Raw genomic sequence first — 22,508 nt, 5'->3', positions numbered from 1 at the left:
TTCGGTGAGAAAATAGAAAAGGCCGCTCCACAATGGAGCGGCCTTTTTGCTTTAGAGGGGGCATTTTGGGTCAAGAAACCCAACGCTGGACAAAGTGCTCTAAGTTTTGGGGGGAAGTGCGCGCCCTGCCAATGTGTCGGCTTTGTCCGTAACGTCATCAAGCGCGCGCTCCAAAGACAGGCGCAGGGTTTCTGTTTCTTCGTCAGTGGCCTTGCGTGGAACTGTTTCAGTCCACTCATAACAAACCAAAGTCCCCTTGCTCCAAGGAGTGGGTAGCCATTGGCGGTCCCAGGTGGGCAACTCAAGCACGCGGTTGGCGGAAAAAGCGACGACAAAGACGCGCTTCCCCGAAGCGCGTGCCCAAATGAGCGGTACCAAGGACGCGACGCGCGCAGGACCTCGTGGCCCATCGGTGGCGATCCCAACCGAAAATCCATCGCGGATTTTTCCAAGGATTTTCCGGGACATGGTCACATGACGATCCCGGCTGTTCATCGCAATCGTGTTCATGCCGAACCGAGTGTAGATCTGCCCTGCCAGACGCCCCGCACGCCCTGTAGACGTCAGCGAGGTGATTTGGCCGAGTTCAAGATTGAACAGATAGGGGGCCATGATCAGGCGTTGATGCCAGAGGGCGACAATTACCGGTTCGTTTGTGCGCAGGACATCGTCCATCGCTTCAAACCCCTGCGTTTCCCATGTCGACGTTCGATAGGCAAAGCGGATATATCCTGCGAGCAGCCGCTCGACCATGTTGTTGAACCTAGGGCTGTCGGCAATTTTTCGTCTTAGGTTCAAGATAATAGTCCTCTGCTTGTGGGTCTTCTGTAGTCAAAAAATACCATCAAGCAAATGTGCTGTAGGATTTCTTTGTGATTCCGTTGTCGTTGGGTTGCTTTTCCTCTTGAGTCCTTGGCCATGTTATCATATCTGGACCTCGATCTTAGGGGTATAGCTCAGTTGGTAGAGCGACGGTCTCCAAAACCGTAGGTCTCGGGTTCGAACCCTGATGCCCCTGCCATTTCCATCAATGGCTTAGAGTATAAACGTATATTCTTTCGACATTCGTTTCCCGCAAAGTTTCCCAGATACACGGTTTGTTTTTGTTCCTTTCGTTCAGGTTTTGAGCCTGTCGGGCGAGGCGTTTTTTACTAGCGCGTTTTGAATACCTTTGAACCATGGACAGGCTTTTGTGTCCTGTGATCGCATCAATCTGATCCAGCCTCAGCAAATTCGCTGGTGGCGCAATATCGCCATCCGTGCAGGCTGTAGCCTTCCAAAGCCACCCCCCTTGCGTTTGGTTAGTGTGATCTTCTGAATCCTGTCGTAGCTCAGCTTTCGGCTTTGGCTTGTGTGACCCAAATCCCATTATCTTCGATGTGATCCCATTCCATGCGAGTCAGATCCGGGGCGCGTTGCCCCGTGCCAATAGCAAGCTCAGAAACCATAAGGGCAAGCCCAGTCACGTTTTTGCGGTAGATCATAACTGCGCTTGTTGGCCAGGGCTGGTGACCACTTCCCGTTTTCAATTTCTCGATACCCTTTGCTAGATTGTCCCGTTGCCAATCTAGGTCGATCGCATGTTCAAATAGGATTGAAAGCATTTGGGGAATGTAGTTGGTGGAAACGTGCCCGATGATGGTTCGCCATTTGGGCCTTGATCACTGAGGGTCGTCGCATTTTTGCCGGATTGAGTGTTCCAATTGTGTCAGATAGATATTCTAGGACCTTTGAATAATCGGATTTTGTTCGAGGGGCTAAGCGCCCCCATTAGGATGTGTGCTTGTAGCTGATGATTAGCTTTTCAAAGATATATCTGGATCACAGGGACCCACCGCGCCGCATTAGCTTCAAATACTCTCAGGCATACTCTTCTCTGTTGGGATCATCGGGTAGGCGCACATAACGCCCATCTTTGCGAAAATACTGATATTTGCGCCTTTGATAGTTTTGGCTGCCGTGAATTTTTTCTTTACCATTTGACGTCCTAATTGCCGTTCACCATTTGCCCGCGAATAGAGGTGCGCAATTCATCCGCGTCCCAAGGTTCGTGCGTTCCGATCTTGCGGGACCTCGGGGGGGGTATCCCTTCTAACACTAACGAACGAAAACTTTGGATCGGCAGATCCAGCGTCTTGGCATATCCTCGGAAGGCGCAATTTCGCAGGGCCACACATCATGTCCCAGTGCGTCAAATGCAGGCTGGGCGGTGCCTGATGTTTCGTAACCAATCAGAATGCGTATGTTTGTGACATCTGCAGCGTCCCGTCATTTCGACAAAACTCTGCTTGAGCAAGGCTCGCTCCTGTAAGGTGCATTGACTGTGTGTTGACGTGCGTCAGGTCGGGGATCCTTGGTCCAATCGCTAAGGCCGGACAGGGCCAACCACAAGGCGGAAATTGCGGCTATGAGTGTTAGAGCCGTGATTTTGATATTGGCGTTGATCATTTCTACCTTGGTAAAAGGGAAGGGCGCGCGGGTCTGTTTTGTTTGTGATTGGTGAGTGTTGGCAACGGACCATTGCCAAGTGGATTCTATGCTGACGGAGGTTCGGCGGCGGATGCGGCGACTTTCCCGGTGGCCGGTGCGCGGTTGTATCCGTGTCGCAGGCGGTATCGGAACTCGCTACAGGATCACTTGGGTGTGACAACATAATGGTACTACGCCCAAATCATAAGAGGCAGGCTCACTATGGCAGTTTTGAAGTCCTGGAGACAGTAAAGCTAAACTGGCGTATTTTAATCGATGGCAAGGAAGTGATCATAGAACGGTTTCTTGAATAAAATCTTGGTCTTTAGAGATTGCGCTTCAAATTCTGCCGAACCCCGGCGCTGTAGTCGCGGTCAGATGGTTTAGTTAAAGACCCAACGATTAAAGAGACCCCGGGGCTAGGATGAGAATCTAGCTTACGTCCGCAAGTGTTTTGCGGGATTGAAAATGGAAACCGATGAACTGCAGAATAGGTTCGCTTTAGCTCCCAAAGATGACGGCGAGCACCGCATCTCGGCCCGCGAAAGTACAGAACTTGAGTTCAAGCGCGCCTTGACGTTGGCGACGTTTCGGAAATCTCCTAGGACTATTGCTGCCTTTGCAAACAAGACTGATGGTCAAATCGTCTTTGGCATCTCAGACAAATCTCGTCTACGCGTCTTGTCCGTTGGAATGCTGTTTGCGAGGCTTTTGGCTCTGTCAGCTTGCCCCTGTCTAGGCTGGTATGATTGACGTAACTTGCGGGAAAATAGCCGGGTTCCCGTAAGCGAAACCAACGTGCTAAATGAAGTGAGGTCATTCAACCGTTAGGGCACTGAGTGTGGTTGACAATTCAGCGACTCTGTTAGAAGGGTAACCCTCAAAGTGCGGGCCGTTAGCTCAGCTGGATTAGAGCAGGGAACTTCTAATTCTCAGGTCGGGGGTTCGAGTCCTCCACGGCTCGCCATTTCCTCCAACAGACAAATTTTTCTCCAGAAGGTGGTGGGAAAAGCATAGGAAAGAGCCGTGGAACTCTAGCGTTCTGGGGCTAAATCTAGGCGCATAAAGGCACTGTTGAGGTCGTCATCGTAGCCATAGATCGGCTCGCAATAGCTATAGCCCAATTTTTCGTACAATTTACGTGCTGAATCGTACGCTGGCAGTAGGTCAGACCCTGTTTCCAACACTAAGGCAGTGACCCCTTCGGCCTGCGCCGTTTGGGCCAGAAACGCCATCATTTGCCGCGCCAGCCCACGACCACGAGCGGCTTCGATGATATGTACAGATTTCACTTCGGCAGAGCCATCAGGAAGCTGCTTTAACGCGCCACACCCAAGCGGGGTTTCGTCGTCAAATAAGGCCCAGAACTGGATACCAGCACCCCGCAACCCATCGACACCCATTGTATGGTTACTGTCGTCTGGCCCGGCACTCTGACTGTGTGCCAGGTGATCTTCGACGACAGGGCGCAGGTTCTCTGCTCCGGGATCGGCCTGCCGTATCTCGATCATGTTTAGTGGGTCCAAGGGGTGCGGCGGTTGGTGGCAAAGTTTTCGCCATATCCACCCGCCCGCAGATTCGGTTTGCGCGTTTTAGGTTCGAACACCTGGGCATCGATGTCATGGGCTTCGGCGTAGTCGATCGCCTCTTCCTTGCTGTCGAACTTGAGCCGCACCTGAGATTGCGTGTCCGAAGAAGACGTCCATCCCATCAACGGATCCACTTCGCGTGAGGACGCCGGTGCATATTCCAGCACCCATTTGTGGGTCTTGGCCATACCCGATGTCATCGCATTTCTGGTAGGCTTGAAAATCCGCGCAGGCATCGCAGTCTCCTCGTATCTCGCTGCACTCATATATGCGCGAGTCCCTCGTGCTGAGCAAGGCACCTTTTGTCTCATGTTTATTGGTGTTTGCGCGGTTCTGGTCGAATGCCCCTTGAACAAGAACAAAAACAGACCAAAATCCAGCCACGAAAGGAATCTCCTCCATGGCTTTTGCCCACTCAGATAAAACCGCTGCTCAAATGCCGACCTCGACCGATCAGGTTCAGGCGCGCCCCAAGCTTGAGGGCGGCATCGCCTTTCGTATGGAGACAGAATTCGAACCCGCGGGGGATCAGCCCACAGCGATCGCCGAACTGAGGAGTGGCATCCAAAGCGGAGAGCGTGACCAAGTTCTGCTGGGGGCGACGGGTACGGGTAAAACCTTTACCATGGCGAAAATTATCGAGGAAACACAACGCCCTGCGATCATCCTTGCCCCAAACAAAACGCTCGCGGCACAGCTGTACGGGGAATTCAAAGGCTTCTTTCCAGACAACGCAGTCGAATACTTCGTCTCGTTTTATGACTACTACCAGCCCGAAGCCTATGTGGCGCGCTCGGATACCTATATCGAGAAAGAAAGCCAGATCAACGAGCAGATCGACAGGATGCGTCACTCGGCCACCCGTGCGTTGCTCGAGAGGGATGATGTGATCATCATCGCATCTGTTTCGTGTATCTACGGTATTGGATCTGTCGAAACCTACGGTGCGATGACGCAGGATCTAAAGGTCGGCCACGAATACAATCAGCGCAGCGTGATGAGCGATCTGGTGGCGCAGCAGTACAAGCGCAACGATCAGGCGTTCCAGCGCGGGTCTTTTCGGGTGCGCGGCGATTCCCTAGAAATCTTTCCGGCGCACCTTGAAGATCGCGCATGGCGTTTGTCGTTCTTTGGGGAAGAGCTGGAAGGGATCACAGAATTCGATCCTCTGACAGGTGAAAAAACCGATACCTTTGAGCAGATCCGGGTCTATGCGAATTCGCACTATGTGACGCCAAAGCCGACGATGCAGCAGGCGATGATCCACATTAAGCAAGAGTTGCGTCAGACGCTGGACCGCATGGTGGGCGAGGGCAAACTGCTCGAAGCGCAACGTCTTGAGCAACGCACCAACTTTGATCTGGAAATGTTAGAGGCGACAGGAGTTTGCAACGGGATCGAGAACTATTCACGCTATCTGACGGGCCGTGCCCCCGGCGAGCCACCCCCAACCCTGTTTGAATTCATCCCCGACAATGCGATTGTTTTTGCGGATGAATCCCATGTCTCCGTACCGCAGATCGGCGGCATGTATCGGGGCGACTATCGACGTAAATTCACTTTGGCGGAACACGGATTCCGCTTGCCATCCTGTATGGACAACCGCCCCCTTAAGTTCGAGGAGTGGGACGCGATGCGTCCGCAGTCGATCTTTGTGTCGGCGACCCCTTCGGCGTGGGAACTGGAGCAATCCGGTGGTGTGTTTACGGAACAGGTGATCCGCCCCACTGGTTTGCTTGATCCCCCTGTTGAAATCCGTCCGGTGGACATGCAAGTCGATGATCTGCTGGACGAGGTTCGCAAAGTCACCGAAACCGGGTTCCGCACGCTGGTCACCACCCTGACCAAACGCATGGCCGAGGACCTGACCGAATACATGCATGAGCAGGGGATCAAGGTCCGCTACATGCACTCTGACATCGACACGCTGGAACGGATCGAGATCTTGCGCGATTTCCGCTTGGGCGCGTTTGATGTTTTGATCGGCATCAACCTGTTGCGCGAGGGGTTGGATATTCCCGAATGCGGGTTGGTCGCCATTCTGGACGCTGACAAAGAGGGCTTCCTGCGCTCTGAAACGTCCCTAGTGCAGACCATCGGTCGCGCGGCGCGAAATGCCGAAGGGCGCGTGATCATGTATGCGGACCGCATCACTGGCTCGATGGAACGCGCGATTGGCGAAACCAACCGCCGCCGTGAAAAACAACAGGCCTATAATGTCGAACACGGCATCACCCCGGCGACCGTGAAAAAGAACGTCGAGGATGTGCTGGCGGGTCTCTACAAAGGCGACACGGATATGTCCCGCGTCACCGCTACCATCGACAAACCACTGCACGGCGCCAATCTTGAGGCGGTATTGGATGGCCTGCGGACAGACATGCGCAAGGCAGCGGAGAACCTTGAATTCGAAGAAGCCGCCCGTCTGCGGGATGAGGTCAAGCGGCTCGAGGCTGTCGATTTGGCCGTGTCCGACGACCCGATGGCGCGCCAATACGCCATCGACAAAGCGTCAGAAGCTGCCGTGAAATCTCGGGGTCGCTCAACTGCAGGCAGGCCGGGGCAGCACGGTGGGAATGTGAAGCGGCGGAGGCGGTAAGGTCATGAGGTCTCTCAACTTTGGGCAAGACAGCCCTCGAGATCATTTTGATCAATTAGTCGAATCTGTGACGCGATTGAAGAATTCCCCAACAGAAATTGGTTTAGGGCAGCAGGCGGCAATAAACGCATGGTCACTCACTGAATGGGTCTTTTTGCATGAACCTGAATTTTGCGAGGGGTCGTTAACGCAGTATGCAAACGAAGTTAAAACGCTATGCCCGGAGCTCGCCTTACTACAGGATATTTGCAACGCTAAAAAGCATACAAGAATAGATCGCTATACTCCGAAAGTAAAAAACACTGAGCGCAGCGGAGGCTTTTCCAGAGCTTTCTCCCGGAGTTTTAAACAAGCTGGTTTATATGTGATTGATGCACAGGAAGGCAGGTTTCTGCTTGATGATTTACTTGATGCAGCGGTTGCTTTTTGGAGCAACCGTCTCTCCGATCTAGAACTTTAGAATGGGAGTTGCCACTCTATTTACTTGCTAACTTCAAATCTCAACCTCTATTGCGTGGGTGAATTTCTAGAAATTTAGGAGAAGGAAGCGGTATTCTTGTGAGGCGCTTTTATGGCCTCACAAACTTCGCTGATCCTATCGGCCGTCGGACAGGAGCCTCGCTTCCCTGATGTGCACTTGCTCCATGCGTGATGCGCACATTTGGAACCTCTCGATCCCCCTGAACTGTTCCTACAGTGGAGCCGTGGCGATACGGCTCGCAGGCAACCCCATCTTGGTCGCCATCATTGCGCAGGTGATACCCCGGTTCACCAACAGACGTTGGACCCAGACCCACTGAACGGGCCGCGTCGCAGCCCCACATGGCCACCAGATGCTGCAAGGCGGCCTCTGGCTCATAGGGGCTGGTGCGGATATACGCGCTGATCCCGACGCTGCAGGCGATCACAGGCAGGCTGAGCAACAGCATCACGATCCGCCTTGGCGATAGGAATTGCGCACGCTGTGCCTCGGCGCGCCTTATGCGCTGAACCGAGCGTGGGTTTAGGTCAACTTCTTGAATAATGCGTTTTCGGTTAAACATCTGCTTTGTCTAAACGGCCGAATTGGCAAAAGTGTGACCAAGATCAACCTAAACCTGAAATACGCACCACTTTTAGAGTGTTAGCCCCGTGTCGCTTGTTGCTGAGCCACATTTTCCGCAACCATCTGTTTGTAGAGTTCGCGAATGCGTAGGGTCATCGGGCCTGCGCCTTGGTGTGGGCCGATGGCTTTGCCGTCAATTTCAGCCACGGGGGTTTGCGCACCGAATGTGCCGGTCAAAAACGCTTCGTCAGCGCCATAGGCTTCGTACAGGGAATAGTTCTTTTCCTTTACGATGATGCCATTGTTGCGGCACAGGTCGATCACCTTTTGGCGGGTAACACCGTTCATGCAATAATCCCCGGTCGAGGTCCAAACCTCGCCCCGGCGCACGATGAAAAAGTTGCAGGCATTGGTCGTGTTCACAAACCCATGCGGGTCCAGCATCAAGCCCTCATCAGCGCCGGCCTGTTCTGCCTGCAAACAGGCAATGACGCAGTTCAGTTTTGAGTGGCTGTTGAATTTGGCATCCTGACTCATCGGCAATCCACGGACCTGTGGCACAGTGGCTAGGCGAATGCCCTGACTTTGAACGTTTTCGGCAGGTTTGGAATGTTCGATGATGGCCACGATGGTCGGACCAAATCGCGACAGGGCAGGGTGCTGAAACGGTTTCGCCTTGCGCCCGCGGGTGATCATCAAGCGGCAATGCGCGTCTGACGTCATGCCATTGGCTTTGGCGGTGTCGTTGAGAATGCGCAGGATATCGGCGGGGGTTTCGTCAATCTCAAGCGAGACAGATTTCAACGAGTTAAACAGCCGATCCATGTGTTCGTCAAAGAACGCCCATTCGCCATCGTACAGGCGCATCCCTTCCCACATGCCATCACCCAGCATGAAGCCGCTGTCATAGACGGATACCACGGCTTCGGCTTTGTCGACGATCTGACCATTGACGTAGATCTTGATATGCTCGTTGCGGTCGTCTGCCTCGGCGTCGTGTGTCGAATGGCTTTGATCAATCATTGGGCGTCTATCCTTGTGGTCGTCGGTGTCTCTGACTGCGGCGCAACTTGGCACGAGGACAACAGGTATTGTCAACAACCTGAGGCCGGGTTTCCCTTGACGCCCATTTGGGTTTCAGTCGTATCTGTGCCCGAGCGCAAACCCGGACGCAGGAGCCGTAAATTCGATGACCCCAGATTTTTGGCACGACCGTTGGCAAACCAATCGGATTGGATTTCACGAGGCAGAGGCAAATAGGCTGCTGGTGGCGCACTTTTCTCAGTTAGAAGTGTCAGCGGGGGATCGGGTGTTTCTGCCGTTGTGTGGCAAGACACGGGACGTGGCATGGCTTTTGGCGCAGGGGCTACAGGTTGTTGGAGCCGAGTTGAGCCGCTTGGCGATCGAGCAGTTGTTCGAAGAACTGGAACTGGTTCCAGACATTACCGAACTGGGCCCACTCACCAGGTTCGAGGCGCAAGACATCACGATGTTTGTGGGCGATATCTTTGATTTGGATGCGCAGACATTGGATCGGGTCGATGCGATCTATGATCGTGCGGCCCTTGTTGCATTGCCGCAAGATATGCGAGCGCGATACAGCCAGCACCTGATCACAATCACGGGGGGCGCTCGTCAATTGCTGATCAGTTTTGACTATGATCAATCCAGAATGGATGGCCCTCCGTTTTCGGTACACACAGGTGAGATCACCCATCTTTATGCGGGGCAGTATTCGGTTGTACCCATCGCGCGAACCCCGGCGACGGATCGTATGAAAGAACGCTGCGATGCAATCGAAACGGTTTGGGTATTGCGCTGAGCGGGTCGCTCTGGATTGCTGGGACGCGCTGACGTAAACAGGCGGCAGTTCTTACAGAAAAGGCCGCAGACATGACCGTAGATTGGATTGCATTGGATTGGGCCGCTGATCGCCAGCGGGTTTGGGCCATGCAGGGCGGAGATGTTGTATCCGAGGCGGCGCACGAGGGCGGGTTGACTGTCACGCCACAGGGATTGATTTCCTTGGTCTCTGATTGGCTGTCAGACAAGCCGCTTCCGGTTATCGCCTGTGGTCTGCTTGGCCCCGTCAGCGGCACCATCCCCTGTGCGCCGCTGGCGGAGGGGGCGTGGTCTATGGATCTCGGCGATCCGCGTGTTGATTTGCACGTTATTCCAGGACTAAAACAAAAAACGCCGGTCGACATGATGCAGGGCGATGAGACCCGTGTGGCGGGGTTCTTGGCCTTGAATAAGGATTGGGATGGGGTTTTGTGCCTTGTTGGGTCCGAAACCCGTTGGGTTCACGTCAGCGCAGGTGAGGTGGTGAGTTTCCAGACCTTCATGACAGGGGCAGTTTTGGGGGCCTTGGCAGCGCAAACTGGATTGCACCAATGGTTGAATAGTCCGGATCTGGAGGTCGCAGCCTTTGACGCGGCGCTGAGCGATGCGATGGCGAAACCTGAACGCATTCTGGCTCGGCTCTACAGTATTCATGCTGAAGGAGTGTTAGATGGCTTGTCCCAAGGGCAGGCGCGGGGCCGAATTCTTGGGGGGCTGATTGGTGCTGAATTAGCGGCAGCGCGCCCGTTCTGGTTGGGTCAGCAATTGGCGGTCATCGGGCAGGGGGCAATGGCACAGGCCTATGTCGATGCTCTGGCTGCGCAGGGGGCACCTGCGACTTTGGCGGACGAACTGCGGATCACGCGACAAGGGTTGCAGGTTGCTTGGCGCGCTTTGTCCACTTGAAGTTTTCGGCTGAGACAGAAAGAGTGTGTACAAACGAATAGAGGAGCCCGCAATAATGGCTTTTACAGTACAAGTCCCCGTCCGGTTTCGTCATTGTGATCCTGCAGGCATTGTCTTTTTCCCGCGCTATTTCGAAATGATCAATGATGTCGTTGAAGACTGGTTTGCAGAGACACTTGATCTGCCATTTGAAAAGCTTGTCATCGCAAACGGTGCTCCAACAGCCCAAATCGAGGCGAGCTTTACTGCGCCGAGTCTGCACGGGGATGTGCTGGAATTTCAATTGACCCCCACTAAGCTGGGCCGCAGCAGTGTGCGCTATGACTTAGAGGCGCATTGTGGATCCGAGCTCCGGTTGAAGGCTTCTGCGACACTTGTTTACATTGAAAAGCTCGGCCGGTCTCTGCCTTGGCCTGATGATGTTCGGCTTCGTATCGAGGCTCAGTTGCCCGAAGCGGACAAGGCCTGAGCAACAATTTCTGGTAGGACCCGACTGTCGTCATAGCTGATGGTATGCGGGATCTGATCGACTTCGGTCTTGCGATACCCTTGTGTGAACAACAAAAAGGGTATCGCTGCGCGCTGCGCCGTTTCAGCATCAATTTCACTATCGCCAACATAGATGCGATGACCGTTAGGTAGCGCATCGAATGTGGCACGCAGGGGCGCTGGATCAGGTTTGCGCTGTGGCAGGCTATCGCCGCCGATCACCGCCTGAAAATAGGGCGCGAGGTTCAGGGCGTTTAAGACGTGGTGAGCGGCTTGAACTGGTTTGTTCGTACAGATCCCCATATGGCAGCCTTGGTCGCGCAGAGTGTTTAGGGCGTCGTAAACACCGGGGTAGACTTTGGTCAATTCAGACCCTGCCGCGTTGTAGTGGGACAGAGTTGCGTCACAGAGTTGAGGGTGCAAGCTGGCGTCCAACTCACAATGGCGCATGACCCGTTCGACCAGACTGGGCAACCCGTCCCCAACAAAGGACGTCACCTGAGCAACGCTCAGAGGGGCAACACCCTGCTCTGCCAGCATTTTGTTGGTTGCGGCTGCGATGTCATGGGCGCTGTCGATCAGGGTGCCGTCCAGATCAAAAACAATGGTTACAGTCATCTCAGGTCGCCTTGTGTTTGGGATATCTGCATATCAGGTGCCCGAGGCGCAACGCGCAAGTCAAAACTGCTCGGCCAATCGTTTCGGACGACAGGCTTTGTAAGATTGAGCTGTAAGATTGAAAATGACCAGCTCTTCAATCGATGCTGGCCATGACAGGTGTTAAGCACCCTCAGCGACAAACCGGTATGCGCTGTCTTTGCGTTCGGCCCGTCCTAGCCCCCCTTCAGGCAGATGATACCCGATGAATTGCATTTGATCCGCTGCCATATGATCCAGCAGACGCATGCGCGTCTTTGCTGCCGTCGCCTGATCTTGGTCAGAGCCAGAATGCCAGTCAGGTCGCGCAAAGGCGACATGGTGATTGCCGATCGAATCCCCAACAACCATGACTGAATTTGACCCCTGCCGAATTTCAAATGCCATATGCCCAGGCGTGTGCCCATATGAGGCATGTGCCGCAACGCCAGGCAAAATTTCCTGACCGTCATCAAAAAGCGTAATGCTGTCTTCCAGAACCTCAAGACGCCGCTTGGCACCCACTGCCATTGTGGTGCGCGCCTCTTCGATGGTGTCGACTGTGTTGGGGTCTAGCCAATACTCCCATTCAGTTCGGCCAATCATATGCTCGGCTTCTGAAAACAGCGGGTCTTCGAAATCGTCCAACACCCCCCATAAGTGATCGGGGTGGCCATGGGTAAACACGACATGCGTGACGTCTTCGGGGCTTAGGCCCAAAGCATCCAGCGCATCGACCAATTCGCCAGCGGTTTCCTGAAAGCCCGGGCCAGATCCGGTATCAAACAAGACCGTGCGTTCGCCGTCCTGCATGAGGGTCACATTGCAAGAGGGGGTCAATGGCCCGCTGCCCAATCCATATTCATTCAGAATCGGGGTCAGCTCATCTTTGGGCATTGGGGCAAAGATGAAGTCAGGGGGCAGTACCAAATGACCGTCGCTTAGGCTGTGGATCTGGGTGGTTCCCAGTTTCAACTCTGTCGCGGCCCAACCAGATCGGGGGGCAATCGAACCCAGACCTGTCATTCCGGCCAACGCCAGACCCGTACTTTGCAGCATTTTACGGCGTGTCAGTGTCATACAGCCTCTCCTCTTTCTATAAATTCTCGCATTCATAGATGTGAATGACAATGAGACATTTAAACATGTATTGAAAGCATACGCTTTGGGGTTGACAGTACCTTACTATTTTTGTCAGATTACACGCAGAACGTCAGCCAACCCACATCGGCCCGGGTCAGCCAGATAAAATGAACTTAAACCATTTCGACCAGTTGACCCGATGCAAAACGCTGAATTCATGACCGTTTCCTCAAATCAGAACCGTTCGGCCAGCGCTATGCGTACCCCTGCCCATCGCTCAGGAGATGATCCTATGAATATCCAGAACCCAACCCCGACCCAAGGGTACCCTATCACTTCGTTGTTGCCAGCACACCGGGCCGAAGAGCTGACCAAAGGTGGAAATCTGGCGCATATTGAGCTGGGTGATCAACTTTATACATTGCGCATCACGCGCGCTGGTAAGTTGATCCTGACGAAATGAGTGCTACGAATCGTGGCGGGGCGGCTGTTGGCCGCCTCGCAGACCTAGCCCCAGTCGAAGCAGGTGCAGTGATGTATCTGCGGCTGTGGAGTGACGGCGCACATGGCCGCGATGATGCGGCCAGCGATTTCAATCTTGCGTTGGGAACAGAGCAAGGGCGCGCGGCAATGATGACGCTTGAGCAGATTTGTATGCTGTGCGCCAAATACAGCCGTCGTCCCATGATCCGACACGGATTGAGTTGTTCGTGCCTCGGGGCAGATGAAAACTGTTTCGCGCAAATGATCGGCGCGGCCTCGGATGGGGACCGCGAAGATGCAATGTTGATGGCGTCCTTGCTGGTGCGTGCGGATTATGCGCCGTCATTGGCAGTGTTGTCTGAGAAACTAGGAATGGCGCTGCGCCGCATGGTGCAGCCACAGCCTTATCAAAAAGCGACACACCGACCGCACACGGCGGTGGTGCACTAAGCCTGATTGGGTTTTTAGCAGAAATTTTCAGCACCTAGCAAACCTCTGACCTTTTGGGTCAGAGGTATTCCGTGTCAGCTGCACCCACATCCAGCGTGATGGTGATGATGGTCTGGAACCGGTGCCGCGGGTGAAAATTCGCCAACTTCGCCCAAAATCGCGCGCAGAGTGATTAGGATCATCTCGACATCCTCTTGCTCGATCGTCAGTGGCGGGCGGATTTTCAGAATATTGTCCTTGGGCCCCTCGCTGCCAATCAGGATACGATGATCGCGCATGCGGTTCTTGACGTATTTACAGATTTCCGTGCCTTCGGACCCATCCGAGTTGATCAGTTCGAGGCCCAGAAACAGCCCCATGCCCCGCACATCCCCAACGCAGCCAAATTCGGTTTCCAGCTCTTTCAGCCCGGAAATCAGAATATTGCCCATCTCGCGGGCATTGTCCTGCAACCCTTCGTCATCAACGATGTCCAACACTTCTTTGCCAATGCGACAGGATAGGGTTGAGCCGCCAAAGGTCGAAAAGAACTCGATCCCGTTGTCAAAGCTTTCCGCGATGGCTTTGGTTGTCACCAACACGCCCAGCGGATGACCGTTTCCAATGGGTTTGCCCATCACCACGATGTCGGGCAGGGCACCTTGATGTTCAAAGCCAAAATAGTGGTCGCCAAGCCGACCAAGGCCGGTTTGGACTTCGTCGGCAATGCACACCCCGCCAGCGGCGTGGATTTTTTCATACACCGCTGCCAAATACCCTTTGGGAGGGATGATTTGCCCACCAACCGAAGGGAAAGTCTCGGCAATGAAACCGGCTACTCCGTGGCCTTTTTCTTGCAAGGTCGCAATAGCGGGATCAACAAGGTCCGCATACTTCTGCGCCCGGTCCGGGTCGTCCCGTTTGAAACTGCCGCGATAGTCGTCTGCGACCTCGACCAACTCAACCCAATCCGCCTGACCAATGCCGCCGGGCTTGTTGAATTTATACGCGGATATTGCGACCGCCGCATTGGTGTTCCCGTGATAGCCGTGATCTGGTGTCACCATCCCTTTGGCGCCAGTATGGGCCCGGGCCAAGCGTAGGGCCAATTCGTTGGCCTCGGTCCCGGAATTGACAAAGAAACAGACCTCGAACTGTTCGGGGAGTTTCGACATGATTTTGTCAGCAAATGCGGTTTGTGCCGGGTGCAGGTATCGCGTGTTGGAATTCATTCGCTTCAACTGATCCGCAGCGACGGCCTGAATGCGGGGATGGGCGTGCCCGACATGGGGGACGTTGTTGTACGCATCCAGATAGGGGCGACCCCATTCATCAAACATATGATGCTTCCATCCGCGCACCAACATGACCGGATCATCATAGGTGAGGGACAGATTGCCGCCGAAATGATCGTGCCGCCCTTGCAGGATCTCGTCTTTGTTGACCGGCTGATAATACACTTTGTCCTCTGGCAGGTTCAGCAAGGCCGCAGGATTGGGGCAGACCCCATGCCACAGATACATCTCATCGGGGTCCCCGACACCGGGCCAGTCGTTTTGCATGCCATCTGTGGTCAGCGCCAATTGGAAATGCACATGCGGGGCCCAGCCACCGTTTTGCGTGGCATCCCCCAACCGGCAGAATGTGGCACCCTGTGCCACCGGATCACCGGGTTTCAGACGATCACACACCTCTGGGTCCAGATGACCATAGAGGGTATAGAACGGATCCCCTTCGGGAGTTTCATGATGCAGGATCACAACCCCACCATAATCCAGATGACCAGTGCGGTTTTCGATGGCCTCGACCCGCCCGCTGAGCGGGGCATGCAACAGTGACCCCGCAGGGGCAAAAACATCGACCGCCAGATGAACGGTACGTCTGTCGCTGGCCTTCCATGGGCCTTTGCGGAACCCCGGTTCAGCGTAGATCAGGCGCGGTTCATTGTAATACCCCATCCACCAATCGGGGCCGAATTCGGCTCCAACCTGTGCTGCTTCACTGAGGGGCATGTGGAACGGGTTTTGCGGCCATGTCGAGTTCTCGACCGATAGAGACCCCATCGGCACGTCGTTCAAGTCGCGATCAAACAAGGGGGCAAATTCCCCCCGGTGGGCGTTCAGATACGCGTGAATGCGATCCGCGCCATCGGTCACTGGCATGTAACATGCGGCCCTGAGGCGGGCCGACATAAGACCACCATTCACGGCGGGATTTTCGAGGAACCGCCAAGCCGGGGCCTGTGAAATGGTGACATAGGGGTCTTCTGGGTTTTCGATAGCCATCAGGGTCGAGTTGACGACTGAGACGGCCAGACGCATTTGCAACAGTGGCCAAATCAGATCGATCTCTTGCGGGCTCAGACGGGCAGCGGCGTGATACCCTTGGACCAGTGCAACGAGCGCTGCCTCGGGGTTCGGGTGATCGAGAACAACATAGGCGCCTGCAATCGCCAGATCACAGACCCGCGGGGCGGCACACATGTCGCCCAAGTCGATCAGGCCGGTCACTTGTTTGGCCTCGCCCAGATCACCGTCGATCAGAATGTTGTAATCGTTCGCGTCGTTGTGGATCGCTTGTTTCGGCAGGCTCTCCAATGTGGGTTTAACCGCTGTAAAGGCGTTGGCGATCTCACGCAGCAAGCCTTGGCGGTGCGGGTCAGTGATGGCGGTCAACTCATCGCCAACCCATCCAGCCTGCATCAGATCCCATTTGAAATCTCGGTGTAGCCCGTCGTGACGGAAGTTTTTCAGGGCGCGGTCCGTTGCGCCCAACACCCGACCGAGTTTCAGGATCAGGCTCTGCGATTTGGGCGTCACCTTTGCGTAACAGTCCCCCGGAAGCCGTTCCTGTAACCATGCCAGCCGGGCTTGGCCTTCTTCGTCAGTCAGTTCGGGCAAGGATGTGCCGCCCAGGCTGGGAAATACCTTGGGAAAGGGCAGGCCGGGGGCGGTTTCGGAGATATGGGCCAAGGCGTTAATCTGCATATCAACTAGATCGGCGGCGCACCCGGCACGCATGACTTTCAATACATAGTCTTTGCCATTCGTTGCTTCGACAAGAAAGTTCAGGTCATATTCCCCGTCCAACCGTGTCAGCTTGCCAGAAATACCCCAAGTGCGCGGCAGGGTGTCCGCCCAGAAATCCAGATTCATGGATGTGTCCTTTGTTGCCCTGTGACGCCCCGCACATGGCTATTGTCGAAACCTTCAAATGGAATAGCGCCGTTGATAGCACGGCGCCATTCGGCAAGGAGCCAAAGCTTAGTCCAGCGCCCGCAATCGCTTGATCAGGGCTGACGTATCCCACCGCCCACCGCCCAGTTTCTGAACGTCCTTGTAAAACTGATCGACCAAAGCGGTAACTGGCAGCGAGGCCCCGGTTTCATTTGCAGTATCCAGACAGATGCCCAGATCCTTGCGCATCCAATCGACTGCAAACCCGTGCTCAAAATGGTCATCCAGCATGGTCTCATACCGGTTTGCCATCTGCCAACTGCCCGCAGCACCTTGGCTGATCACCTCGACAACCGAACGTCCGTCCAACCCCGCCTTTTCAGCAAAGTGGAGCGCCTCTGACAGGCCCTGCACCAGACCAGCGATGGCAATTTGGTTGCACATCTTGGTCATTTGGCCGGCACCACTGTCCCCGATACGGCGGCACATTTTGGAATAGATCTGCATCACCGGTTCAGCGGCGTCATAAGCGGTCTGATCTCCGCCACACATGATTGACAGAACAGCATTTTCTGCCCCCGCTTGTCCGCCAGAAATCGGCGCATCAACAAAGGCGATGCCTTTGTCTTGCCCTACCGCATATAGCTCGGTTGTGACTTTGGCTGATACCGTGGTGTGATCGACAAAGATCGCGCCATTCTCCATGCCCTGAAACGCACCGCCTTCACCGGTGCAAACCATGCGCAGATCGTCATCATTGCCAACACAGGCAAACACGAGGGACGCGCCTTTGGCGGCCTCCTCTGGGGTTAGCGCCATAGCGCCCCCATGTTCAGCCACCCAAGCCTCGGCTTTGGCGGCGGTGCGGTTGAAGACGGTGACGTCGTGGCCAGCGGCCTGTAGATGCCCGGCCATCGGATAGCCCATGACCCCCAGGCCCAAAAATGCGACTTTTGCCATTGGTTTTCCCTCTTACGTGCTGAGACCCGTCCCGCTGGATGAGCCCTGAAAATTTGTACGTGAGACAAACCAAAGCTTGGGCCAAAGGGCAAGGTGTCTTAGCGTGTTCGGCCAAGATCCTTAAGGGTCACCAACGGGGCAATGCAAAGCTTACTGTCTCGGAATTGGTTATGTGCCGCCGATCTGACGCTCCATCAGGCGCTGATACAGACGGGGCGCGACGCCGTTGATCCACCATGCCATGCGGGCAATCCGGCCGATTGGAATCATTGGGCGCGCCTTTTCAACACCACGCAAGATCTCAGTGGCTGCGGATTGCGGGCTCATGTAATCCACACCATCGGTTGCAGATCCGGGGCGGGCGGTGCCGTCAGGTTGCCTTTGGTCATTGCCAATATTGGTGGCCACAAACGAGGGTGCGGCGATAGATGTTTGAACACCATGCGCCTTCTCTTCGGAGCGGAGCGATTTGAAAAAACCTTCGAGCGCGTGTTTGGATGCTGCGTACGCGGTGCGGTGATAGAGGGGCGCAAACCCTGCGACGGATGAAATGGCCAGATGGGTCCCTTTGGCCGCGCGCACTGCACCCAGAAGCGCCCGTGCCATTTCGACCGCTGCAAAATAGTTTATCTCAAAGACCTTGCGATGACCGGCGTCGTCACTGTCTGCAAAGCTGGTGATTTGGGTAATGCCGGCATTGTACACAACCAAATCCAAGCTGAGGCTGTGTTTTAGAATGCTCTGCATGGCCTCGGTCAATTGGGTGGGATCGGTCAGATCACACTGAATTGGCAATTGGGTGTCGGTTTCGGAAAGAGCTGATACATCTAGATCCAGCAGAATGACCCGCCACCCTTGGGCCTGCAATTGCGTCGACAGCGATTGGCCAAGCCCGCCGGCCCCTCCGGAAATGACAGCTGTTTTCATGATATTGCTTCTCTTTTCCAACTCTCAAACACTTCGGCGCTGGTTTGCGCCGGGGTGTACCCAAATTCAGCCTTCAGGGCGTCGTTGGCCAGAACCGGGCGATATTGTAGGAACCGCACCTGTTCTGGTCCATATTGGCTCAGCCGTAGCGGGTGCGCGATGGCCAGAGCCGCTTTCAAAACCCAAACAGGCAGGCGCAAAACGGGTTTGTTCATTGCCTTGGCGAGATCGGTGACGCCCATTGCGCCATCGCCTGCGACGTTGAAGATGCCGGGTGGGCCGTCCGTCGCAGCCCGGTGCAGAATACGGGTCAGATCCTTGGTGGCGATGAACACAAACGGGCTTTCGCTGCCGTGCAGGGCCAGCAGGCGGGGCTTGTGAAACAGGGCGGTGATTTGGTTCTCGGTACCGGGACCCAAAACTGTTCCAACTCTCAGAATGACCTGTTCGAGGTGCGGCGCGGTTTGCCGTGCCTTTGCCAGCATCTCTTCGACCTGCCGTTTGTGATCGGCATAGGCAAATTCTGGATTGCCGCGCACAGGGTCCGTTTCTCGCAGCGGAACAGGATTATCTGAATGGTATCCGTATGCCGCTCCGGACGAGGTGACAACCAACCGCTTTACGCCATGCGCGATGGCGGCCTCCAGAACCTTGCGGGTACCTTCGACATCTACGGCATAGGCGAACGCGCGACCTGTCCCTTTGGGTGGGGTCACAATCGAGGCCAGATGAACGATCACGTCAGGTTTGACCTTGGCGATAACCCGTTCAGGTTCATTTGTGGTCACGTCCATCCGATGAAATGAGACCCCATTTGGCAGGGGGCTGGGGGGCTGCAAATCAGTGGCAAAAACCGTGTGTTCGCTCAGTTCGTGCAAAAGCGCCTTGCCGACCATGCCAGCGGCCCCAGTGATCAGAATACGCGTCATTTTCGGGCCTCCGTCCGGGACCAGATTGATGCAAGAACAAGGCCCGAAATCGCGTGCCAGATACCCCAGAACGCGGCCACGACAGCCATGCCACCCAAGCCGTTGAAAAAGGCAAAGATTAAAACCAGACCCAGACCGGAATTCTGGATGCCGGTTTCGATGGTGATGGCGCGACGATCAAAGGGGGACAGCCGGGCCAGAGTGGCCACAGCCCAACCGCCCCCCAGTGCCAGTGCGTTGTGAAGGATCACAAGGCCGGCGACTGCCCCGGCAAAACCAAGAAAAAATTCCCAGTTTGCCGCCAGAGCGAGTACGATAAAGGCGATAAAGATACCCATAGACAGCAGTTGCAGCGGACGGCGCAACCGAAAGGTCAGGCTGGGTCGATGCAGGTTCAGATACATGCCCAGAACCAAGGGCAGGATCAGCATAAGGCTGACGGTTATGGCGATTTGAACAGGGTCAATCTGGGTTTCCTGCAAAATGGCGCGGGTCGGGGCATAGAGCCCGCCCCACAGCGCAATGTTCAGCGGTGTAAGCAGGATCGCCCCGATGGTGGCAAAAGCCGTCATTGAGACAGACAGGGCCGCGTTGCCCCCAGCCCGATGGGTGATGAAGTTTGAGATGTTCCCGCCCGGACAAGCCGCAACCAAGATCAGCCCTAGCGCGATAGAGGGGCGCGGTTGCGTCACTAAAATCATACCAAAGGTCAAAACGGGCAAGATCAGGAATTGAGAAATCAGCCCGGCCAAAAGTGGTTTTGGCGCGCGGCGCAGCCGGTCGAAATCTGAGGGCTTCAGGTCAATTGCGATGGAAAACATCACAATTGCCAGAATTGCATTTAACAGCGTCAGGGACGCAGGCGAAAAGTTCAGCGTGATATCATCAATGCCAGTCATGACTTGGCCTGCGTCAGCCGCTTGATCCAACCGGTGACTGCCCCGCGATAGGTTGCCTTGTCGACGTAATAGGCCATCCGCGCCAGTTTGAGATACTGCATGCCGCCGGTTGCGCGCTGGAATTCGGCAGATTTCTCGGCCTTTAATTCAGCTGCAACAGGACAGTTTTTGGACAGCCCTTTGATATATCGGGCAACCATTTCCGCCTGTTCGTGACGCCCTTGCCATCCCAGACCGCTGGCCTCGATCATGCCCAGAACAAACAAGTCATCGCGCGCGGGGTGGATGGCATTCAGGTACAGATGCGGGGCGTCGCCTTGCCAGTTCAACAGGTCCCGGTCGATAAACGGATAGTGCAGCTTGTACCCGGTAGCGGTCAGGATCATGTCATAATCTTGTACAGTTCCATCGCGAAAATGTACGGTCTTGCCATCTAAGCGTTCGATGTCGGGCTGAATGCGCAGATCCCCGTGGCCCGCGTGGTACAGCACCAGAGAGTTCACAACCGGGTGGCTTTCGTACAGTTGGTAATCCGGTTTGGGGAAACCATATTTCTGTGGGTCCCCTACAAACCACTTTAGGATCATCCCGTCGATCCGGCGCTTGAGCCACATGGGCAGTTTGATCAACCCGCCCATTGTGTCCGCAGGTTTTCCAAATACGTACTTTGGAACGAAATAGTATCCGCGCCGCATCGACAAATCGCACAGCTTGGCATGGTGGATTGCGTCCACCGCGATATCGCAGCCGGAATTACCTGCGCCTACGATCAACACCCGTTTGTCTGTAAACTGTGACGCATAGCGATATTGCGAGGCGTGGATCATCTCGCCGTCGAACTGACCGGGGAAATCGGGGATGTTGGGTTCTGTCAGTGTACCGTTGGCGATCATCACACCGGCGAATTCGGCACTGTGATCCCCATCAGGATCAGACCAGTCAACACGCCATCCTTCGCCGGGTCCACCCAGCGGTTCCACATGGGTGACTTTGGCGTTGAAGTGGTATTGTTCCCGCAATCCAAAATGATCGGCAAAGGCGCCAAAATAATGCTTGAGATCCCGATGCGACGGGTATTCGGCAACATCATCTGCCATCGGGAAATCGGTGAATTCGGTCATGCGTTTGGAGGAGATCAAATGCGCTGTCTCGTACATCGTCGAATTGGGTCCGTCGATGTCCCACAGACCGCCCACATCTGAATGCAATTCAAACCCCTGAAACGGGATGCCTTGTTCCGTCAGTACCTTGGCCATAGCCAAGCCCATTGGACCCGCCCCGATCAGGGCATATTGTTCACGTGTCTGTGTCATTTGGCCTCCCGCAATCGCTTTAACTTGAACGATCGTTCAATATAAGGCAATATGTATTTCAAGAGGGAAGTAGATGCTTGAGAAACAACGAAAAAGAGCCCCATCCGCACGATCTTTGGAGACCAAGGCACGGATTCTGGACGCGGCTGAGCAAGTTTTTGCGGTCGGGGGATTCGAAGGCGCCTCGATCCGCGATATCGCCGCTTTGGCTGGGGTGCAGGTTGGGTTGGTGCACCATCACGGCGGTGGTAAAGAAGAGTTGTTTCATCAAACTGTGGCCCGCCGTGCGGATGAATTGGCGCGCGTTCGATTGGAAGCGTTAGAGGCCGCGCGGACGGGCGGTCTGACGCTGTACAAAATCCTGGATTGTTTTATTCGCCCCTATGTCACGCTGGCCCAAACCGGGGGCGCGCATTGGATCGCTTATGGGCGCATTGTTGCACATGTCTCGGTCGACCCTCGGTGGCGCGACATCGCGGCCGAATGCTTTGACCCCACCGCTGGAATTTTCATAGGTGAAATCGCGCGCTTGTATCCAAAGGCCGAACGGCAGGAGATCGCGGCGGGTCAAATTTATTCAGTGGCAGCCATGCTGGCGCATCTCAATACCGGGTGGCGGGTCGAGGCGTTGAGTCCGGGCGCACAAGAGGCTGATCTCGACAAGTTGGTTCGGTTCTGTACCGCAGGTGTCGAGGCGATGGTGACAGGGGATTAACTCTGGCTTTGCAGAACAG

General features: G+C 55.1%; 23 protein-coding genes and 2 tRNA genes. 11 read left to right on the top strand and 14 right to left on the bottom strand.

Annotated features, from left to right (window positions below; all coding sequences use genetic code 11):
* Positions 1–99 precede the first annotated feature (99 nt).
* Positions 100–798: a lysophospholipid acyltransferase family protein gene (locus tag ABWV33_RS20105; RefSeq protein ID WP_353333336.1), complete on the bottom strand. Its 699-nt coding sequence runs from the start codon at positions 796–798 to the stop codon at positions 100–102.
* A 147-nt stretch (positions 799–945) separates the two neighbouring features.
* Here ABWV33_RS20105 and ABWV33_RS20100 point away from each other — a divergent pair.
* Positions 946–1,021, top strand: a tRNA-Trp gene (locus ABWV33_RS20100).
* Between the two features lie 310 nt (positions 1,022–1,331).
* Here ABWV33_RS20100 and ABWV33_RS20095 read toward each other — a convergent pair.
* Entirely contained in the window at positions 1,332–1,484 is a 153-nt protein-coding gene (locus ABWV33_RS20095; protein WP_353333334.1) for a hypothetical protein, read from the bottom strand.
* 1,453 nt (positions 1,485–2,937) lie between these two features.
* Between ABWV33_RS20095 and ABWV33_RS20090 the strand changes: the two genes are divergently transcribed.
* Positions 2,938–3,222 (top strand): ATP-binding protein, encoded by a 285-nt coding sequence (locus tag ABWV33_RS20090; protein WP_353333332.1) that lies wholly within the window; start codon positions 2,938–2,940, stop codon positions 3,220–3,222.
* A 136-nt stretch (positions 3,223–3,358) separates the two neighbouring features.
* Positions 3,359–3,436 (top strand) — tRNA-Arg (locus ABWV33_RS20085).
* 67 nt (positions 3,437–3,503) lie between these two features.
* Here the strand turns inward: ABWV33_RS20085 and ABWV33_RS20080 are convergent.
* Together ABWV33_RS20080 and ABWV33_RS20075 are read right to left on the bottom strand one after the other, a co-directional pair.
* Positions 3,504–3,980, bottom strand: a complete 477-nt coding sequence (locus ABWV33_RS20080; protein ID WP_353333330.1) for a GNAT family N-acetyltransferase — start codon at positions 3,978–3,980, stop codon at positions 3,504–3,506.
* 2 nt (positions 3,981–3,982) lie between these two features.
* Complete coding sequence (locus ABWV33_RS20075; RefSeq protein WP_353333328.1) at positions 3,983–4,294, bottom strand: ETC complex I subunit; 312 nt, start codon at positions 4,292–4,294, stop codon at positions 3,983–3,985.
* Between the two features lie 164 nt (positions 4,295–4,458).
* Between ABWV33_RS20075 and uvrB the strand changes: the two genes are divergently transcribed.
* Positions 4,459–6,657 carry an excinuclease ABC subunit UvrB gene (uvrB, locus tag ABWV33_RS20070; protein WP_113822757.1) on the top strand — a complete coding sequence of 733 codons (2,199 nt, stop codon included), beginning with the start codon at positions 4,459–4,461 and terminating at the stop codon, positions 6,655–6,657.
* A 4-nt stretch (positions 6,658–6,661) separates the two neighbouring features.
* On the top strand, positions 6,662–7,117 hold the full coding sequence (locus ABWV33_RS20065; protein ID WP_353333326.1) for a hypothetical protein: 456 nt from the start codon (positions 6,662–6,664) through the stop codon (positions 7,115–7,117).
* 109 nt (positions 7,118–7,226) lie between these two features.
* On the opposite strand, the gene ABWV33_RS20060 is transcribed toward ABWV33_RS20065, so the two are convergent.
* Together ABWV33_RS20060 and ABWV33_RS20055 are read right to left on the bottom strand one after the other, a co-directional pair.
* A complete protein-coding gene (locus tag ABWV33_RS20060; RefSeq protein ID WP_353333324.1) occupies positions 7,227–7,700 on the bottom strand; it encodes an excalibur calcium-binding domain-containing protein in 474 nt (157 codons plus the stop codon).
* A gap of 80 nt (positions 7,701–7,780) precedes the next feature.
* Positions 7,781–8,725 carry an aminotransferase class IV gene (locus ABWV33_RS20055; RefSeq protein WP_353333322.1) on the bottom strand — a complete coding sequence of 315 codons (945 nt, stop codon included), beginning with the start codon at positions 8,723–8,725 and terminating at the stop codon, positions 7,781–7,783.
* 166 nt (positions 8,726–8,891) lie between these two features.
* Here ABWV33_RS20055 and tmpT point away from each other — a divergent pair, with 166 nt between their 5' ends.
* The 3 genes from tmpT to ABWV33_RS20040 all read left to right on the top strand — a co-directional run bounded on the left by tmpT (position 8,892) and on the right by ABWV33_RS20040 (position 10,919).
* A complete protein-coding gene (gene tmpT, locus ABWV33_RS20050; protein WP_353333320.1) occupies positions 8,892–9,524 on the top strand; it encodes a thiopurine S-methyltransferase in 633 nt (210 codons plus the stop codon).
* Positions 9,525–9,595: 71 nt separating this feature from the next.
* Positions 9,596–10,450 (top strand): 2-dehydro-3-deoxygalactonokinase, encoded by an 855-nt coding sequence (locus ABWV33_RS20045; RefSeq protein ID WP_353333318.1) that lies wholly within the window; start codon positions 9,596–9,598, stop codon positions 10,448–10,450.
* A gap of 55 nt (positions 10,451–10,505) precedes the next feature.
* Positions 10,506–10,919, top strand: coding sequence for an acyl-CoA thioesterase (locus tag ABWV33_RS20040; RefSeq protein WP_353333316.1), 414 nt, complete (start codon positions 10,506–10,508; stop codon positions 10,917–10,919).
* Here the strand turns inward: ABWV33_RS20040 and gph are convergent.
* The gene (gph, locus tag ABWV33_RS20035; RefSeq protein WP_353333314.1) at positions 10,892–11,557 is read right to left on the bottom strand and encodes a phosphoglycolate phosphatase; all 666 of its coding nucleotides are present in this window, start codon (positions 11,555–11,557) and stop codon (positions 10,892–10,894) included. The two genes, ABWV33_RS20040 and gph, sit on opposite strands and share 28 nt — an antisense overlap.
* A gap of 162 nt (positions 11,558–11,719) precedes the next feature.
* Entirely contained in the window at positions 11,720–12,655 is a 936-nt protein-coding gene (locus ABWV33_RS20030) for an MBL fold metallo-hydrolase (protein WP_353333312.1), read from the bottom strand.
* A 295-nt stretch (positions 12,656–12,950) separates the two neighbouring features.
* Here ABWV33_RS20030 and hemP point away from each other — a divergent pair, with 295 nt between their 5' ends.
* Together hemP and ABWV33_RS20020 are read left to right on the top strand one after the other, a co-directional pair.
* Positions 12,951–13,121: a hemin uptake protein HemP gene (hemP, locus tag ABWV33_RS20025; protein WP_113822765.1), complete on the top strand. Its 171-nt coding sequence runs from the start codon at positions 12,951–12,953 to the stop codon at positions 13,119–13,121.
* Entirely contained in the window at positions 13,118–13,591 is a 474-nt protein-coding gene (locus ABWV33_RS20020) for a hypothetical protein (RefSeq protein ID WP_353333310.1), read from the top strand. The genes hemP and ABWV33_RS20020 overlap by 4 nt, the downstream gene beginning before the upstream one ends.
* Positions 13,592–13,665: 74 nt before the next feature.
* Here ABWV33_RS20020 and ABWV33_RS20015 read toward each other — a convergent pair whose 3' ends face one another.
* The 6 genes from ABWV33_RS20015 to ABWV33_RS19990 form a co-directional block, all read right to left on the bottom strand.
* Entirely contained in the window at positions 13,666–16,725 is a 3,060-nt protein-coding gene (locus ABWV33_RS20015) for an aminotransferase class III-fold pyridoxal phosphate-dependent enzyme (RefSeq protein ID WP_353333308.1), read from the bottom strand.
* Positions 16,726–16,833: 108 nt separating this feature from the next.
* Complete coding sequence (locus ABWV33_RS20010; protein WP_353333306.1) at positions 16,834–17,706, bottom strand: NAD(P)-dependent oxidoreductase; 873 nt, start codon at positions 17,704–17,706, stop codon at positions 16,834–16,836.
* 168 nt (positions 17,707–17,874) lie between these two features.
* Positions 17,875–18,633 carry an SDR family NAD(P)-dependent oxidoreductase gene (locus ABWV33_RS20005; protein WP_353333304.1) on the bottom strand — a complete coding sequence of 253 codons (759 nt, stop codon included), beginning with the start codon at positions 18,631–18,633 and terminating at the stop codon, positions 17,875–17,877.
* Complete coding sequence (locus tag ABWV33_RS20000) at positions 18,630–19,562, bottom strand: SDR family oxidoreductase (RefSeq protein WP_353333302.1); 933 nt, start codon at positions 19,560–19,562, stop codon at positions 18,630–18,632. Before ABWV33_RS20000 ends, ABWV33_RS20005 begins: the two co-directional genes overlap by 4 nt.
* A complete protein-coding gene (locus ABWV33_RS19995) occupies positions 19,559–20,461 on the bottom strand; it encodes a bile acid:sodium symporter family protein (protein WP_353333300.1) in 903 nt (300 codons plus the stop codon). Before ABWV33_RS19995 ends, ABWV33_RS20000 begins: the two co-directional genes overlap by 4 nt.
* Positions 20,458–21,774 (bottom strand): flavin-containing monooxygenase, encoded by a 1,317-nt coding sequence (locus ABWV33_RS19990; protein ID WP_353333298.1) that lies wholly within the window; start codon positions 21,772–21,774, stop codon positions 20,458–20,460. Before ABWV33_RS19990 ends, ABWV33_RS19995 begins: the two co-directional genes overlap by 4 nt.
* Positions 21,775–21,847: 73 nt before the next feature.
* Here ABWV33_RS19990 and ABWV33_RS19985 point away from each other — a divergent pair, with 73 nt between their 5' ends.
* The gene (locus tag ABWV33_RS19985; RefSeq protein ID WP_353333296.1) at positions 21,848–22,489 is read left to right on the top strand and encodes a TetR/AcrR family transcriptional regulator; all 642 of its coding nucleotides are present in this window, start codon (positions 21,848–21,850) and stop codon (positions 22,487–22,489) included.
* Positions 22,490–22,508 lie beyond the last annotated feature (19 nt).

The sequence above is a fragment of the Phaeobacter sp. NW0010-22 genome, from assembly GCF_040365955.1.
Lineage (GTDB): Bacteria > Pseudomonadota > Alphaproteobacteria > Rhodobacterales > Rhodobacteraceae > OMPR01.
The sequence above is the reverse complement of the archived record's forward strand: the minus strand, read 5'-3'. Positions and strand labels throughout refer to the sequence as shown.

Excerpts from the sequence above, each read along its gene's own strand:
- uvrB (WP_113822757.1), top strand. The coding sequence starts at position 4,459 with ATGGCTTTTGCCCACTCAGATAAAACCGCTGCTCAAATGCCGACCTCG.
- ABWV33_RS20080 (WP_353333330.1), bottom strand. The coding sequence starts at position 3,980 with ATGATCGAGATACGGCAGGCCGATCCCGGAGCAGAGAACCTGCGCCCT.
- ABWV33_RS20020 (WP_353333310.1), top strand. The coding sequence starts at position 13,118 with ATGAGTGCTACGAATCGTGGCGGGGCGGCTGTTGGCCGCCTCGCAGAC.
- ABWV33_RS20000 (WP_353333302.1), bottom strand. The coding sequence starts at position 19,562 with ATGACGCGTATTCTGATCACTGGGGCCGCTGGCATGGTCGGCAAGGCG.
- ABWV33_RS20040 (WP_353333316.1), top strand. The coding sequence starts at position 10,506 with ATGGCTTTTACAGTACAAGTCCCCGTCCGGTTTCGTCATTGTGATCCT.
- ABWV33_RS20045 (WP_353333318.1), top strand. The coding sequence starts at position 9,596 with ATGACCGTAGATTGGATTGCATTGGATTGGGCCGCTGATCGCCAGCGG.
- ABWV33_RS20015 (WP_353333308.1), bottom strand. The coding sequence starts at position 16,725 with ATGAATCTGGATTTCTGGGCGGACACCCTGCCGCGCACTTGGGGTATT.
- gph (WP_353333314.1), bottom strand. The coding sequence starts at position 11,557 with ATGACTGTAACCATTGTTTTTGATCTGGACGGCACCCTGATCGACAGC.
- ABWV33_RS20075 (WP_353333328.1), bottom strand. The coding sequence starts at position 4,294 with ATGCCTGCGCGGATTTTCAAGCCTACCAGAAATGCGATGACATCGGGT.
- ABWV33_RS19990 (WP_353333298.1), bottom strand. The coding sequence starts at position 21,774 with ATGACACAGACACGTGAACAATATGCCCTGATCGGGGCGGGTCCAATG.
- ABWV33_RS20005 (WP_353333304.1), bottom strand. The coding sequence starts at position 18,633 with ATGAAAACAGCTGTCATTTCCGGAGGGGCCGGCGGGCTTGGCCAATCG.
- ABWV33_RS20055 (WP_353333322.1), bottom strand. The coding sequence starts at position 8,725 with ATGATTGATCAAAGCCATTCGACACACGACGCCGAGGCAGACGACCGC.
- tmpT (WP_353333320.1), top strand. The coding sequence starts at position 8,892 with ATGACCCCAGATTTTTGGCACGACCGTTGGCAAACCAATCGGATTGGA.
- ABWV33_RS20010 (WP_353333306.1), bottom strand. The coding sequence starts at position 17,706 with ATGGCAAAAGTCGCATTTTTGGGCCTGGGGGTCATGGGCTATCCGATG.
- ABWV33_RS20065 (WP_353333326.1), top strand. The coding sequence starts at position 6,662 with ATGAGGTCTCTCAACTTTGGGCAAGACAGCCCTCGAGATCATTTTGAT.
- ABWV33_RS20060 (WP_353333324.1), bottom strand. The coding sequence starts at position 7,700 with ATGTTTAACCGAAAACGCATTATTCAAGAAGTTGACCTAAACCCACGC.
- ABWV33_RS19995 (WP_353333300.1), bottom strand. The coding sequence starts at position 20,461 with ATGACTGGCATTGATGATATCACGCTGAACTTTTCGCCTGCGTCCCTG.
- hemP (WP_113822765.1), top strand. The coding sequence starts at position 12,951 with ATGAATATCCAGAACCCAACCCCGACCCAAGGGTACCCTATCACTTCG.
- ABWV33_RS20030 (WP_353333312.1), bottom strand. The coding sequence starts at position 12,655 with ATGACACTGACACGCCGTAAAATGCTGCAAAGTACGGGTCTGGCGTTG.
- ABWV33_RS19985 (WP_353333296.1), top strand. The coding sequence starts at position 21,848 with ATGCTTGAGAAACAACGAAAAAGAGCCCCATCCGCACGATCTTTGGAG.
- ABWV33_RS20090 (WP_353333332.1), top strand. The coding sequence starts at position 2,938 with ATGGAAACCGATGAACTGCAGAATAGGTTCGCTTTAGCTCCCAAAGAT.
- ABWV33_RS20095 (WP_353333334.1), bottom strand. The coding sequence starts at position 1,484 with ATGATCTACCGCAAAAACGTGACTGGGCTTGCCCTTATGGTTTCTGAG.